This window comes from Carnobacterium sp. 17-4 (assembly GCF_000195575.1).
In the GTDB taxonomy this organism is placed as follows: Bacteria; Bacillota; Bacilli; order Lactobacillales; family Carnobacteriaceae; genus Carnobacterium_B.
This window is the reverse complement of the sequence record NC_015391.1, coordinates 1,248,555-1,261,449: the sequence shown is the minus strand read 5'-3', so window position 1 is coordinate 1,261,449 and position 12,895 is coordinate 1,248,555. Positions and strand designations below refer to the sequence as shown.

Below are 12,895 nucleotides of genomic sequence, written 5' to 3'. Positions count from 1 at the left end.
TTCTTTTTTATCCTTATTTCAAAAAATTCTTACTTTATAATGGACTAGTCATAAAATTACGCGATTCAAGGACCTTAAGAATAGCCGATACTGTATCGAGTGATGTTAGTAAGGGAATGCCTTGTTCAATGGCTGTTTTCCGAATGATTTCTCCATCATTGACCACTCCAATTCCTGTAGTCATCGTATTAATCACTACTTGAATGGCATTTCCTTGAATGAGGTCCAAGACCGTTTCATCGGCATCTTGCTGTAGCTTAGCCACAATTTGAACCGGTAGATGGTGTTCGGCAAAAAACTCCCCTGTTCCTTCAGTCGTCACTATCGTATAGCCAATGTCGTAAAATCGCTTAGCTAAAATCAGGGATTCTTCTTTGTCTTCATCGGAAATCGTAAACAATACCGTTCCGTGATCATGCAAATGCATGTAGCTTCCTTCAAAAGCTTTATAAAGCGCCTTTTCCATCGTGGTATCACTTCCCATGACTTCTCCTGTAGATTTCATCTCTGGTCCTAATATGGCATCTACTTTTTGCAGTTTTGTAAATGAGAATATTGGAGCTTTCACGTGAATCAAAGTCGACTCTTTATATAACCCATTATTGTAACCTTGTTCCTTAAGAGATTGACCTAAAATTGCTTTAGTTGCAACTTGAGCCATTAAGATCCCTGTGACTTTGCTTAAAAATGGCACGGTCCGACTTGCTCGAGGGTTAACTTCTATGACGTAAACAGTGTTGTCATGCAGGACAAATTGAACGTTCATCATGCCGATACAATTCAAACCGAGTGCCAATCGAGTGGTGTAATCTACAATCGTATCTTGAATCTCTTTTGATAAGGTTTGTGGAGGATACACCGCCATCGAATCCCCAGAATGGACGCCTGAACGTTCGATGTGTTCCATGATCCCAGGGATAAGAACTGTTTCACCATCGCAGATAGCGTCTACTTCAACTTCTTTTCCTACTAAGTAGCGGTCAATCAATACTGGGTGTTCTGGAGAAGCCTTTACAGCATTTCGCATGTAATTTTCTAAATCTGGCTGAGTATCCACAATTTGCATACCCCGACCGCCTAAAACGTAACTTGGACGAACCAAAACGGGGTATCCAATCCGATTCGCAATGACTACTGCTTCACTTTCGGTTGTAGCCGTATCCCCTAAAGGTTGAGGTACCTGTAGTTCATTTAGTGCTTGTTCAAATAAATTTCTATTTTCTGCGCGATCTAAATCTTCTACACTCGTTCCTAATAATGTAATACCCATGTTCGTTAGTGGTTCTGCTAGGTTAATGGCTGTTTGCCCTCCGAACTGAACAATGACACCTATTGGCTGCTCTAGACGAATGACATGCATGACATCTTCTAGTGTCAAAGGTTCAAAATAGAGTTTGTCTGAAATGGAGAAGTCCGTTGAAACGGTTTCTGGATTGCTGTTCATGATAATCGCTTCATATCCTGCTTGTTGGATGGCTTTAACAGAATGGACCGTCGCATAATCGAATTCAACTCCTTGTCCGATTCGAATGGGACCTGACCCTAGTACTAAGACAGATTTTTTATCTGAGACAATGCTCTCGTTTTCTTCTTCATACGTACTATAAAAATAAGGCGTATTGGAATCAAACTCTGCAGCACAAGTATCGACTGTTTTATAAACAGGGACGATGTCATTTTTGTAACGCATGTTCATTACCGCACGCTCATCGGTATTCCATAGTTTTGCAATTGCGTTATCTGAGAAGCCATATTCTTTGGCTGTAACCAATACATCAATAGCGTTCACATTTTCTTTCAGTTCATCTTCCAACTCCACAATATGAAGCATTTTGTCTAAGAAAAACAAATCGATCTTGGTTAAATTGGCTAAGTCTTCAATGGTGTACCCACGACGAATACCTTCTGCAACATAGAATAAGCGATCATCCTCAGCTTTGATAATTTTTTCAATCAATACTTCGTCCGTTGCTAGTGAAGCTTCTTCTAACAAGATATGAGAGACACCTATTTCGAGTGAACGTACCGCTTTTAATAAGGCTTCTTCAATTGTCCGGCCGATCGCCATAACTTCTCCTGTAGCTTTCATTTGAGTTCCTAATCGACGGTCACCTTGTTCAAACTTATCAAATGGCCAACGCGGGATTTTTGCGACAACATAATCTAAAGCCGGCTCGAATTCAGCATACGTTGTTCCGGTCACTGGGTTTTTCATTTCATCCAAAGTTAAACCGACAGCAATTTTTGCCGCTAGCTTAGCAATCGGGTAGCCTGTTGCTTTACTTGCTAATGCTGAGGAACGACTGACACGTGGGTTTACTTCAATGATGTAGTAGTTAAAGCTATCTGGATCAAGTGCTAGTTGAACATTGCACCCTCCTTCAATACCTAAAGCGCGAATGATTTTTAATGAAGAGTCACGCAACATTTGGTGTTCTTTATCTGTTAGGGTCTGCGTCGGAGCAAAGACGATGGAATCTCCTGTATGGATCCCAACAGGATCAAAGTTTTCCATATTACAGACGACGATCGCATTGTCATTTTTATCCCGCATGACTTCGTACTCGATTTCTTTGTATCCCGCAATACTGATTTCGACTAGACATTGGTTTACTGGCGATAATTTCAATCCATTTTTAACGATTTCTTTCAACTCTTCCTCGTTATCACAAATTCCTCCACCAGTCCCTCCCATTGTAAATGCCGGGCGAACGATTAAGGGGAAACCAATTTGTTCAGCAAACATCAATGCTTCTGCAACGGTATGAACGATCTCACTTTCAGGAACGGGTTCATTCAGTTCTTTCATCAGTGTCCGAAACAGATCTCTGTCTTCAGCTTGATCGATAGCACTTAATTTTGTTCCCAGCAATTCAATGCTCAACTCTTCTAGTATGCCAGAATTGGATAATTCCATAGCCATATTTAGTCCTGTTTGGCCACCTAATGTGGGTACAATGGCATCTGGACGTTCCTTGCGCAAGATTTGTGAAACAAATTCTAATGTGAGGGGTTCGATGTACACTTTGTCGGCAATTTCTTTATCCGTCATAATGGTCGCTGGATTTGAGTTGACCAATACGACTTCATAACCTTCTTCTTTTAATGCTAGACACGCTTGAGTACCTGCGTAATCAAATTCAGCTGCTTGACCAATAATGATCGGTCCTGATCCAATAACCATGATTTTAGTTAAGTCTATCCGTTTAGGCATTCTTTTTTGTCTCCTTCCAAGCGTCCATTAATTCCATAAATTGATCAAATAAGTGTGCTGCATCATGTGGTCCTGGTGCTGCATCTGGATGATACTGGACACTGAAGACTGGGTGATAGCGGTGCTTAACACCTTCGACTGTTTCGTCATTTAATTCGATGTGCGTCACAAGCAGTTTTTCTTTATCGATCGAGGCTGCATCAACAGCATACCCATGATTCTGTGAGGTGAAATCAATTCTTCCTGTTGCGATCTCTTTCACCGGATGATTAAAGCCGCGGTGACCAAACTTCATTTTAAATGTACTGGCTCCATTTGCTAAAGCAATCAATTGATGTCCTAAACAAATACCGAATACTGGAAGCTTTTCTTGGATTTCTTGGATCATGGTTAATACATGCGGCAATGATGTAGGATCTCCTGGTCCATTGGTCAACATGACCCCATCTGGTTGTAGACTCAATATGGTTTCAGCACTTGTATTGTATGGCAAAACCGTCACGTGACAGTCTCGTTTGTTTAATTCGTTTAAGATACTGTGTTTCAGTCCAAAATCAATGACAACGACGTTTTTTCCCTTTCCAGGGCTAACATAAGAACGAGTCGTAGAAACTTGGGCAACTTGATTAGAAGGCAGCACTGTCGCTTTCAACTGATCAAATGCATGTCTGATATCATCTTCTGCATCAATGATCATGCCGCGCATAGTACCGTGTTCTCGGATGACCCGTGTTAGCTTCCTTGTATCAACGCCAGCTAAACCAGGAATTTTTTTATTTTTTAAAAATTCATCTAAACTCATTTGACTTCTCCAGTTTGAAGGAACGCGGGCAAATTCTTTTACGATGACCGCTTTTGTGGTGGGATCAATGGATTCATAATCGTCACGATTGATCCCTGCGTTTCCAATCAATGGATAGGTGAAGACTAACATTTGGCCATTGTAGGACTGATCCGTAATAGATTCTTGGTAACCGGTCATTCCGGTTGAAAAAACGACTTCTCCGGTTGCGTCACTTGCAGCCCCAAATCCTCTTCCTTTAAAAACACTTCCGTCTTCTAGCAGCAATAATCGATTCATTGTACGGATCCCTCCTGATAAACTAATTTTCCATCAACGAATGTCATTGTGGTCGTCCCTTTAGCAGACCATCCTATAAAAGGTGTGTTCGTGGCCAAAGAATGAAAGTCTTCGGTTAAAATCTCTTTAGACGTTGAGAGATCGAAAAAGGCTAAATCGGCTTTTTGACCGACTTCAATCGTTCCACCGTCTAAATGAAAGAGTCTTGCTGGTTTATAGGCCATCCAATCAATAAGTTGAGCAAGGGATACGATGCCTTTTCCTACTAGGTGTGTATATAGTAAGGAAAAAGCTGTTTCACTGCCTACGATTCCAAAAGGCGAATCTACCATTCCACCAGCTTTTTCTTCTTTGCTATGTGGGGCATGGTCGGTTGCGATTATATCGATCGTGCCATCCAACAAACCGTCGATTAATGCTTGGCGGTCTTCTTTCCCTCTCAACGGAGGATTCATTTTATAGATACTGGTATCATTTGGAATGTCATCTTCTGTCAACAATAAATGATGGGGTGCAACTTCAGCAGTCACATGGATACCCGCACGTTTTGCATCCCGAATGACTCTTACGCTTTCTTTCGTTGAGACATGACAGACATGGTAATGAGCGCCAGTTGCTTCACTAAGCAATACATCTCGGGCAATTTGACTCGCTTCAGCCACATTTAAGATTCCTGGCAGTCCTAATGTTTGATTGCGTGTGCCTTCATGCATGACGCCTCCAAACAGTAAGGAATCATCTTCTGTATGTGCCACGATAATGGTGTTGTTTTTTGCGGCTTCTTTCATAGCTAAATACATCGTACCGGCTGTCTGCACACCTACTCCATCATTGGTAAAGGCAAATGCTCCAGCTTCTAACAACTCTTTTTGATTGGTTAATGTTTCACTACGTAGACCCATTGTAATTGGCGCATATTGTTTGACCTTTACTACAGCATCTCGAGCAATTTTTTCTTGAAGAGATTGCATTCTCTCAGTTGTATCCGGTTCTGGTTGAACATTGGGCATAGCGCAAACCGTTGTGAATCCGCCACGTGCGGCTGCCATCGTTCCTGTCTTAATGGTTTCTTTATACGAAAACCCCGGTTCTCTTAAATGAACATGGACATCAATCAAGCCGGGAGCAACTAGTGCTCCGCGAGCGTCGATGACCTTATCCGTATCTTGGATAAGCGATGTTAAATCTGATCCAATAGCTTGGATCTGTTCTCCATCGATCAACAGTTCAATGGGCTGATAGTCTTCATTTTTGGTTAACATAATGGCATTTTTAATCCAGATCGTCATGGCTTCATCTCCTGAGGTAAATTTATAAAGGTGTTTTGCTGTTCGCTCTTCCCACTATGATGGCTTCTAAAATTGCCATTCTGGCGTAGACGCCATTCGACATTTGAGTCACGATTCGTGATCGTTCACACTCAACCAGTGAGCTTTGTAACTCCACATCACGGTTGACTGGTGCAGGATGCATCAAGATTGCGGAAGGTTTCATATTCTTTTCGCGTAATTCGTTAATGCCATATTGATCTAGATAGCTGGCGATCAACGCATCGTTATAAGATTCATGGCGTTCATGCTGTACACGTAAGAGCATGATCACGTCGGCTTCACAAATAAGGTCATCCACTGCCGCGTATTGGCCGTACTCTTTAAAAGAGTCATCTATCCATTCAGTCGGACCAGAGAAGAGAACCTCTGCACCCAGTCGTTTTAGCATATGCATATTTGATTTAGCTACTCTGGAATGTTTTAAATCTCCAATGATAGCGATCTTTAAGCCGTCAAAATGACCGTATTCTTCGTAAATGGTCATTAAGTCCAATAAACATTGGCTGGGGTGTTGGCCTGTTCCATCTCCGCCGTTAATGATGGAGCATTTAATGGATGGGCTATTGATTAATTCAGTATAAAAAGCTTCTTTACTGTCACGAATAACGGCAATTTCCGTTCCAAGTGCGGACATGGTCAATACCGTGTCGTAAAGGCTCTCTCCTTTTTTGATGCTGCTTGTTGAAGGTTCAAAGTCAATGATTTCGATGCCCAATTTTTTTTCAGCCATTTCAAAACTTTTGTGTGTGCGTGTACTGTTCTCAAAGAATAAATTCACCGCGTAAAGTGGCTCCATTACTTGAGCAGAGATCGTCCCTTTTTTAAATTGTGACGCCCGCTTGATCAACGTTAGAACCTCTTCATTTGTTAGATCTTCTACTGAGACAAAATGGTCTAAAGAAATTGTTGCAGAAATTTTTTCCATTGTCTTTTCCTCCTTATCATTTTTAAAGTCTAGTGGAGTGGAAATTTGTATAAAAAAAGAACCTAAAGTTTTGTGGAGAATTTTAGGTTCTAGAATAATTCCCTTCTGCTTGTGCAGCACTTCCAGTATGGAATCAGGGTACGATTATAGTAGTGACCTTATTAGTCTCACAGGACTAATTTAAAGTTTCACTTAGCTTTATTTAGTTATTTTTTGGATGAGCACATGATCTTCGCCATCCAGTTCTTGAACGCCAACTTTAATTTGTTCTTCTAAGGAAGTAGGAATGTTTTTACCAACAAAATCGGCACGAATCGGCAATTCTCTGTGCCCTCTATCAACTAATACAGCCACAGAGATTTTACTTGGGCGACCGATGTCCATCAGTGCATCTAGTGCCGCTCTAATCGTCCGGCCAGTAAACAATACGTCATCAACTAGAATGACTTGCTTGCCTTCAATAGAAACCGGAATATCCGATCCGTTTATCGTAGGTTCATTATTGTCGTTCATTTCATGGACGTCATCTCTATAAAGTGATATATCTAACTCACCCACAGGGATCTCCACGTTTTCCAACTGTTTCATGCGTTCAGCAATTCGCCTTGCAAGGTAAATGCCCCGCGTTTTGATCCCAACTAGAACCAAGTCTTCAATTCCTTTGTTTCTTTCGATGATCTCATAAGTGATCCGAGTCAATGCGCGTTTTACAGCAGCTTGATCGACTACTTCTACTTCTGATTTAATTGACATATCTTCCCCTCCAACTTTTCATATCGCTTTAATAGGATTGGCCAATAAAAAATGCCCTCCTAACCTTTAATGGTCAAAGAGGGCATATTACTGTTGAGTAAATATAAGAGAAGGTACGTTCACCTTTTCTTACTATGCTCCTTCTTAGTCTCACAGGACTAGGATTAAAGGATAAGTTTATTTTTCTGTCACTTATGACTATATAGAACGTCTCTAAAAAAGTCAAACAAAAAATTTAGACATTTCTTAAGTCGTTTAATGTATCTTCAAACAACTTAGGTAAAGGTGCTTCAAAAGTTAAGAATTCACCAGACGTTGGGTGTTTAAAACCTAATGTCGTTGCATGCAAGAACTGTCCCTTGCCTTCTAATGTTTTTCTTGGTCCGTATATTGGGTCTCCTGCTAAAGGATAACCAATGTATTTCATGTGCACACGAATTTGATGTGTTCTACCCGTTTCTAATTTCAATGAAACCAATGTAAAATCTTTAAAGCGTTCAAGAACGGTAAAGTGCGTTACAGCTGCTCTTCCGCCATCAATGATGTCTTGTTTTTTGCGGTCTTGTTTTGAACGGCCAAGTGGAGCATCAATCGTTCCTTTTTCATGAGGGATCACACCATGCACTAAGGCAATGTATTCTCTTAATGACGTTTTGTCTTTTAATTGAGCAGCTAATTTTTCATGTGCAGCATCATTTTTAGCAACCATTAATAAACCTGAAGTATCCTTATCGATACGGTGAACGATTCCTGGACGTATCGTTCCGTTGATACCAGACAAATCAGTGATGTGGTGCATCAATGCATTCACTAATGTTCCTGTTTGATGACCAGCAGAAGGATGGACAACCATTCCTTGTGCTTTATTCACGACTACGACATCTTCATCTTGATACACGATTTCGATTGGGATATCTTCTGCAAGCACCTCTAAAGAAACAAGCTCTGGTTCAACGATAGCAATCTCGTCTCCTGGTTGTACTTTATAATTAGCTTTCATTTTTTCTCCATTTACAGAGACGTTTCCTTCTTTGATCCATTGTTGAATGTGCGAACGTGTAATAGACGGCAATAAGTCTGTCAAGACCTTATCTAAGCGACCTGATTCTTCGTTAATAATAAAATTATGTTCTTGTAACATGTTTGATCTCCTTCTTTAAACCCTTAATTTATATTTAAATAATGGTTTAGCGTTTCTTTTTTTCATTTCTTTCGTCTATGAAAACAAAAATAATCATTAAAAATACTCCGATACTTAATGACATATCGGCTACGTTAAAAATCGGAAAATTAATAAATTCCAAACGAACCATGTCGATAACATATTCAAATCGAATACGATCAATAAAATTCCCTATTGAACCAGCTAAAATAAGTGCTAAAGCAATTGAAAATAACCGACTTTGCTTACCATATTTTTGCAAATAATAAATAACAAAGCCAATTACTATAATCGTTATAATATAAAAGAACCACATTTGGCCTTCTAAAATGCTCCAAGCAGCTCCGTTATTTTGAATGTACATCCATGATAAGACATTTGGAACAACTTCTACAATTTCATATAAGTCAATGTTTTGCACGGTTAAAAATTTAGTGAACTGATCAACGGCCACTATGATGGCTGCTAAGATATAATATATGAACATATTAGCCCTCTCTTTACCTCATTCTGTTTTCCACTTACTTACCCATTTTACATGATTCTATACGTAAGAGATAGTTTTTTATTTTTTCCTACTTATCCTCTTTAATATTAAATAACGGGTCATATTGCTTTAGAAAACAGGAAGCGTTTGCTATAATGGTTAAAGTTATTGATTAAATGAAAACGAAAAAAATGTGCTTTTTCGTTTGTTTTTTCTTTACTTTGATGTTTTCTAAATTAAAAAAGGAGTTTTCGTACAATGAAAAAAAGATATTTAGTCACAAATTTATTTGCTGTTTCCTTATTCTTGACAGCTTGCGGCAACGATGATGTTGCAAAAGCATTGGAATCCACCACCTCTGTCGAGACTCAAAATGAACAGATCGTAAATGACTTAAATGCCATTTCAGAACAAGAAAAAAGTTTACAGGGAACGTTTGAAACGACGCTTTCTGAAGACGATTCATTAAGCACTTTAGCGGATAAGTCTTCTGCTGTTTTTGAAAATGTTGAGACTCGTTCCTCTTCCCTTTCCGAATTAAAAGAGACGGTTTCTGCGATGAAAGAAGAACAAGTTCTCCTAGCAGAAAAAACAAGTGATAAACTGCCGCAAGAAGAACTAACGGCATTATCTACAAACATAGAAGAACTGACCGCTAGCTTAGAGGAGTATATCGCTCATTACGAAACAGTATTAGCCGAACAGGAAACCTATTTTTCAGATTTAGGCAAAGAAGAAGCCACTTATGAGACCCTTACTGCCGGTATCGAAACCATTAATAAATCTGATGCTGAAACAAAAGCATTATTGGCTAAACTTGATCAAGAACTTGTTGCTGTGCAAGATACTCAAGCTCAATCAACAGCGTCTCTTAACGATTTAAACGAATCATCTAAATCTAAATAAGCACATACTAAAGGAGTCTTTGAAAATGAAACCTATTCTATTAGGAGTATCTCTTATGAGCGCTCTTATCTTAAGCGGATGTCAAACTGCTGATACGTCAACTGACGATTCGACCACTTCTTCGCTTGCTTCTAACACAAGTGAGACTCAATCGAGTAGCACAGAAGAATCTTCTACAAGTGAACAAAGCAGTGAAGTCCAAAGTTCAATGGAGTCTTCCGAGCAGCCTTCTGATAAACAAGAAGCATTTCGGTACCACATTAACCCAACCACCTCAGTTGTAGAACCAATCGATGAGGCCGTTGACCCTAAAGTAGCCCTTTTAACTTTTGACGATTCTCCTGATCAACACGCAGTGGAAATAGCTGAACAATTGAAAGCAATCAATGCACCTGCCATCTTCTTTGTTAACGGTATGTACATAGAATCAGATGAAGGTAAAGAAAAGTTGAAACAAATTTATGATATGGGATTTGAAATTGGAAATCACACCCAAACACATCCTAATTTAAGTACCATCAGTCCAGAAAACCAACGCGAAGAAATCTTACAAACCAATCAATTGATTTATGAAGTAACTGGTGAAAAACCGCGCTTCTTTCGTGCCCCTCATGGCGTAACGACGGAAACATCTGATGCTATAATGGCTGAAGAAGACATGGTTTCAATGAACTGGACGTATGGATACGATTGGGAAGCAGATTACCAAACAAGTGAAGCTTTATCCGGTATCATGTTAAACACGGAATACCTAAATAATGGAGCTAACCTATTGATGCATGATCGTTCATGGACGAATGGAGCCGTCATTTCTATTGCTGAAGGCTTAATCGAAAAAGGGTTTACCCTAGTTGACCCTAATCTTATTGAATCACCTGAAAGAGAGGAATAAAAAAGTATGAAAAAAAGTGCATCATTTTGGCTGGGATTACTAGCAACAGCGAGCATTGGTTTCGCTCCTCTTGCAGTATCAGCTGAAGAAAATCCTGAACCAACTTTATTAGAAATCAACTCAGAACCAATCCTCAGAACACCTGTTGAGTTTCCTTCACAGTTTACATACGATAGTGGCATCACTATCGAGTATCCTGAGAATGGCGTAAAAGGAATTTACGTAACAGCTTATTCAGCTGGTGGAACAGATAAAATGAAAGAATTGATTAATTTTGTTAATACCAGTGGACTAAATGCTATGGTCATTGATGTCAAAGACGATGTTGGAAAAATGACAATGGATCTTCAATCTGAAAATGAAATTGTTCAAAAAAGTACAGAAGAATTCGTGACTGATCCAGCGGCTATGATGAAACAATTAGAAGAAAATAAAGTCTACCCTATCGCTCGTGTCGTTGTCTTTAAAGACACTTTACTAGCTGAAGCTAGACCGGAACTTTCTTTCAAAAAAGCGGATGGCAGTGTTTGGAAGAATGGCAATGGCGACGCTTTTGTTAATCCTTTTTCTAAAGAAGTATGGGATTACAACGTTGAAGTGGCTAAGCAAGCTGCTAAAATGGGCTTCAAGGAAATCCAATTTGATTATGTTCGTTTCCCAGAAGGTTTCGAAAATGAAAGTGATTCATTAACCTATACCCGTGGCGACTATGAGACTAGCGAATTAGATGATATTCAACAACGTGTTGAAGCAGTAACTGATTTTGTTGAATACGCTCGCGAAGAGTTAAAACCGTATGACGTTGAAGTATCCGTAGATATTTTTGGTTATGCAGCTACAGTTCCCGAAGCTCCTGGTATTGGACAAAACTTTGCTAAAATCTCAGAAAATGTCGATGTCATTTCATCAATGATCTACCCAAGTCACTGGAATTCTTACTTTGGTATCAGCAAACCTGATTTAGAACCTTATAAATTAGTTGCTGAATACATGAAAGTTGAAAATAACTTGCTAGCAGGCTTAGAAACACCTCCTCAATCCAGACCTTGGATACAAGATTTTACAGCTTCATACTTAGGTGCAGGAAATTACCAAAATTATGGTGCCCCTCAAGTTGAAGACCAAGTAAGAGCCTTACACGATGCTGGCGTAAATGAATTTTTACTATGGGATGCATCCAACACCTACACTGAAGGCGTTAATTACAATATGGAATAAAATGACAGTTTCTCATCTCTTGAATTTGTAAACAAAGAACCCCCCTCTAAAATTAGAGGGGGTTCTTTACTTTGAGTGATATGTAAACTAAAGAGTATTATCATCTTTACTCTCCATTTTATAAACCCAATCCATTTACAGTAAAGCGACATTCTTTATTTCAACTAAATCTATTCGTTTACTAGAAATGATTATCTTCTTACCAAACACCATTTGTCTTAGGGATTTTTCTGTTTTTCATTTAATTGACATCTTTTATCGTTAACTTTTTTTCTGGCGTAAAACTAACATAATCATAAATTTCTTCACCATCAATAAAGCTACGATACCCTACTTCAGCTGAATAATAATCAATAGATTCATCATTCAATTGCTGTTGGATTGCCTTACCCTGCTCCAGCATCTGCTCTTTTGTCAAGTCGCCTTTATCCATTCCCGTCATAATGAGAATAGGCTTTGGGGTTTTCAATTGTGGTGTCCATTCCTCAGCAACATTACCATAAACCTCTACATCTGTTGAGACTCCATCGATTTCTGGAACTTTTTCCTGAAGAAGCGCTAAAATATACTGCTCTGCCTCTTGATTTAATTTGTTTGACGCCTCTTTATCTATGCTGGATACGTGGATCGTATCGTCAAGGATTTCATACGGTTCGAAAGCGGAGACATCGAACGGATAGATGGTTTCAACTCCTATCGAATCCCTTGCCACTACATTAAACCGAAAAGTGTCATCAACCCATCCATATTCTGCCAACCGCTTGATCTCGTAGTCCATGTCCGGATACGCTTGTTCTAAAAACTCCTCTAGACTCTCCTTTGATCTGTTTTTCTCAATTGGATTTCCGCTCATTTGTATATAGGCGAACCCTACGATAGCAATTAATGAGATTGCCACCACACTGTATATTATTTTCTTTTTCATG

The 12,895-nt window shown here is 39.4% G+C and carries 11 protein-coding genes; 3 read left to right on the top strand and 8 right to left on the bottom strand.

The features are described 5' to 3' along the window. Positions 1-34: 34 nt before the first annotated feature. The 7 genes from carB to lspA all read right to left on the bottom strand — a co-directional run bounded on the left by carB (position 35) and on the right by lspA (position 8,953). Positions 35-3,214: a carbamoyl-phosphate synthase large subunit gene (gene carB / locus CAR_RS06100; RefSeq protein WP_013710849.1), complete on the bottom strand. Its 3,180-nt coding sequence runs from the start codon at positions 3,212-3,214 to the stop codon at positions 35-37. Then, the gene (locus CAR_RS06095) at positions 3,207-4,295 is read right to left on the bottom strand and encodes a carbamoyl phosphate synthase small subunit (RefSeq protein ID WP_013710848.1); all 1,089 of its coding nucleotides are present in this window, start codon (positions 4,293-4,295) and stop codon (positions 3,207-3,209) included. The genes carB and CAR_RS06095 overlap by 8 nt, the downstream gene beginning before the upstream one ends. Continuing rightward, entirely contained in the window at positions 4,292-5,584 is a 1,293-nt protein-coding gene (locus CAR_RS06090) for a dihydroorotase (RefSeq protein ID WP_013710847.1), read from the bottom strand. The genes CAR_RS06095 and CAR_RS06090 overlap by 4 nt, the downstream gene beginning before the upstream one ends. 22 nt (positions 5,585-5,606) lie before the next feature. Then, entirely contained in the window at positions 5,607-6,551 is a 945-nt protein-coding gene (locus CAR_RS06085; RefSeq protein WP_013710846.1) for an aspartate carbamoyltransferase catalytic subunit, read from the bottom strand. 198 nt (positions 6,552-6,749) lie between these two features. Further along, positions 6,750-7,304, bottom strand: a complete 555-nt coding sequence (gene pyrR, locus CAR_RS06080) for a bifunctional pyr operon transcriptional regulator/uracil phosphoribosyltransferase PyrR (RefSeq protein WP_013710845.1) — start codon at positions 7,302-7,304, stop codon at positions 6,750-6,752. A gap of 235 nt (positions 7,305-7,539) precedes the next feature. Then, positions 7,540-8,445 (bottom strand): RluA family pseudouridine synthase, encoded by a 906-nt coding sequence (locus CAR_RS06075; RefSeq protein WP_013710844.1) that lies wholly within the window; start codon positions 8,443-8,445, stop codon positions 7,540-7,542. 46 nt (positions 8,446-8,491) lie between these two features. Then, positions 8,492-8,953 carry a signal peptidase II gene (lspA, locus tag CAR_RS06070; protein WP_041556331.1) on the bottom strand — a complete coding sequence of 154 codons (462 nt, stop codon included), beginning with the start codon at positions 8,951-8,953 and terminating at the stop codon, positions 8,492-8,494. Between the two features lie 258 nt (positions 8,954-9,211). On the opposite strand from lspA, the gene CAR_RS06065 reads away from it, so the two are divergent. The 3 genes from CAR_RS06065 to CAR_RS06055 are packed head-to-tail and all read left to right on the top strand — an operon-like array spanning position 9,212 to position 11,969. After that, a complete protein-coding gene (locus CAR_RS06065; protein ID WP_013710842.1) occupies positions 9,212-9,859 on the top strand; it encodes a YkyA family protein in 648 nt (215 codons plus the stop codon). A 25-nt stretch (positions 9,860-9,884) separates the two neighbouring features. Further along, positions 9,885-10,751 (top strand): polysaccharide deacetylase family protein, encoded by an 867-nt coding sequence (locus tag CAR_RS06060; protein WP_013710841.1) that lies wholly within the window; start codon positions 9,885-9,887, stop codon positions 10,749-10,751. Positions 10,752-10,757: 6 nt separating this feature from the next. After that, positions 10,758-11,969 carry a putative glycoside hydrolase gene (locus tag CAR_RS06055; protein ID WP_013710840.1) on the top strand — a complete coding sequence of 404 codons (1,212 nt, stop codon included), beginning with the start codon at positions 10,758-10,760 and terminating at the stop codon, positions 11,967-11,969. A gap of 241 nt (positions 11,970-12,210) precedes the next feature. Here the strand turns inward: CAR_RS06055 and CAR_RS06050 are convergent, their stop codons facing one another. Then, positions 12,211-12,894 carry a YfjL-like protein gene (locus CAR_RS06050; protein ID WP_041556328.1) on the bottom strand — a complete coding sequence of 228 codons (684 nt, stop codon included), beginning with the start codon at positions 12,892-12,894 and terminating at the stop codon, positions 12,211-12,213. Position 12,895: the final 1 nt, after the last annotated feature.

Bases quoted from the DNA above. Each gene is read 5' to 3' on its own strand.
- carB (WP_013710849.1), bottom strand. From the start codon at position 3,214: ATGCCTAAACGGATAGACTTAACTAAAATCATGGTTATTGGATCAGGA.
- CAR_RS06095 (WP_013710848.1), bottom strand. From the start codon at position 4,295: ATGAATCGATTATTGCTGCTAGAAGACGGAAGTGTTTTTAAAGGAAGA.
- CAR_RS06090 (WP_013710847.1), bottom strand. From the start codon at position 5,584: ATGACGATCTGGATTAAAAATGCCATTATGTTAACCAAAAATGAAGAC.
- CAR_RS06085 (WP_013710846.1), bottom strand. From the start codon at position 6,551: ATGGAAAAAATTTCTGCAACAATTTCTTTAGACCATTTTGTCTCAGTA.
- pyrR (WP_013710845.1), bottom strand. From the start codon at position 7,304: ATGTCAATTAAATCAGAAGTAGAAGTAGTCGATCAAGCTGCTGTAAAA.
- CAR_RS06075 (WP_013710844.1), bottom strand. From the start codon at position 8,445: ATGTTACAAGAACATAATTTTATTATTAACGAAGAATCAGGTCGCTTA.
- lspA (WP_041556331.1), bottom strand. From the start codon at position 8,953: ATGTTCATATATTATATCTTAGCAGCCATCATAGTGGCCGTTGATCAG.
- CAR_RS06065 (WP_013710842.1), top strand. From the start codon at position 9,212: ATGAAAAAAAGATATTTAGTCACAAATTTATTTGCTGTTTCCTTATTC.
- CAR_RS06060 (WP_013710841.1), top strand. From the start codon at position 9,885: ATGAAACCTATTCTATTAGGAGTATCTCTTATGAGCGCTCTTATCTTA.
- CAR_RS06055 (WP_013710840.1), top strand. From the start codon at position 10,758: ATGAAAAAAAGTGCATCATTTTGGCTGGGATTACTAGCAACAGCGAGC.
- CAR_RS06050 (WP_041556328.1), bottom strand. From the start codon at position 12,894: ATGAAAAAGAAAATAATATACAGTGTGGTGGCAATCTCATTAATTGCT.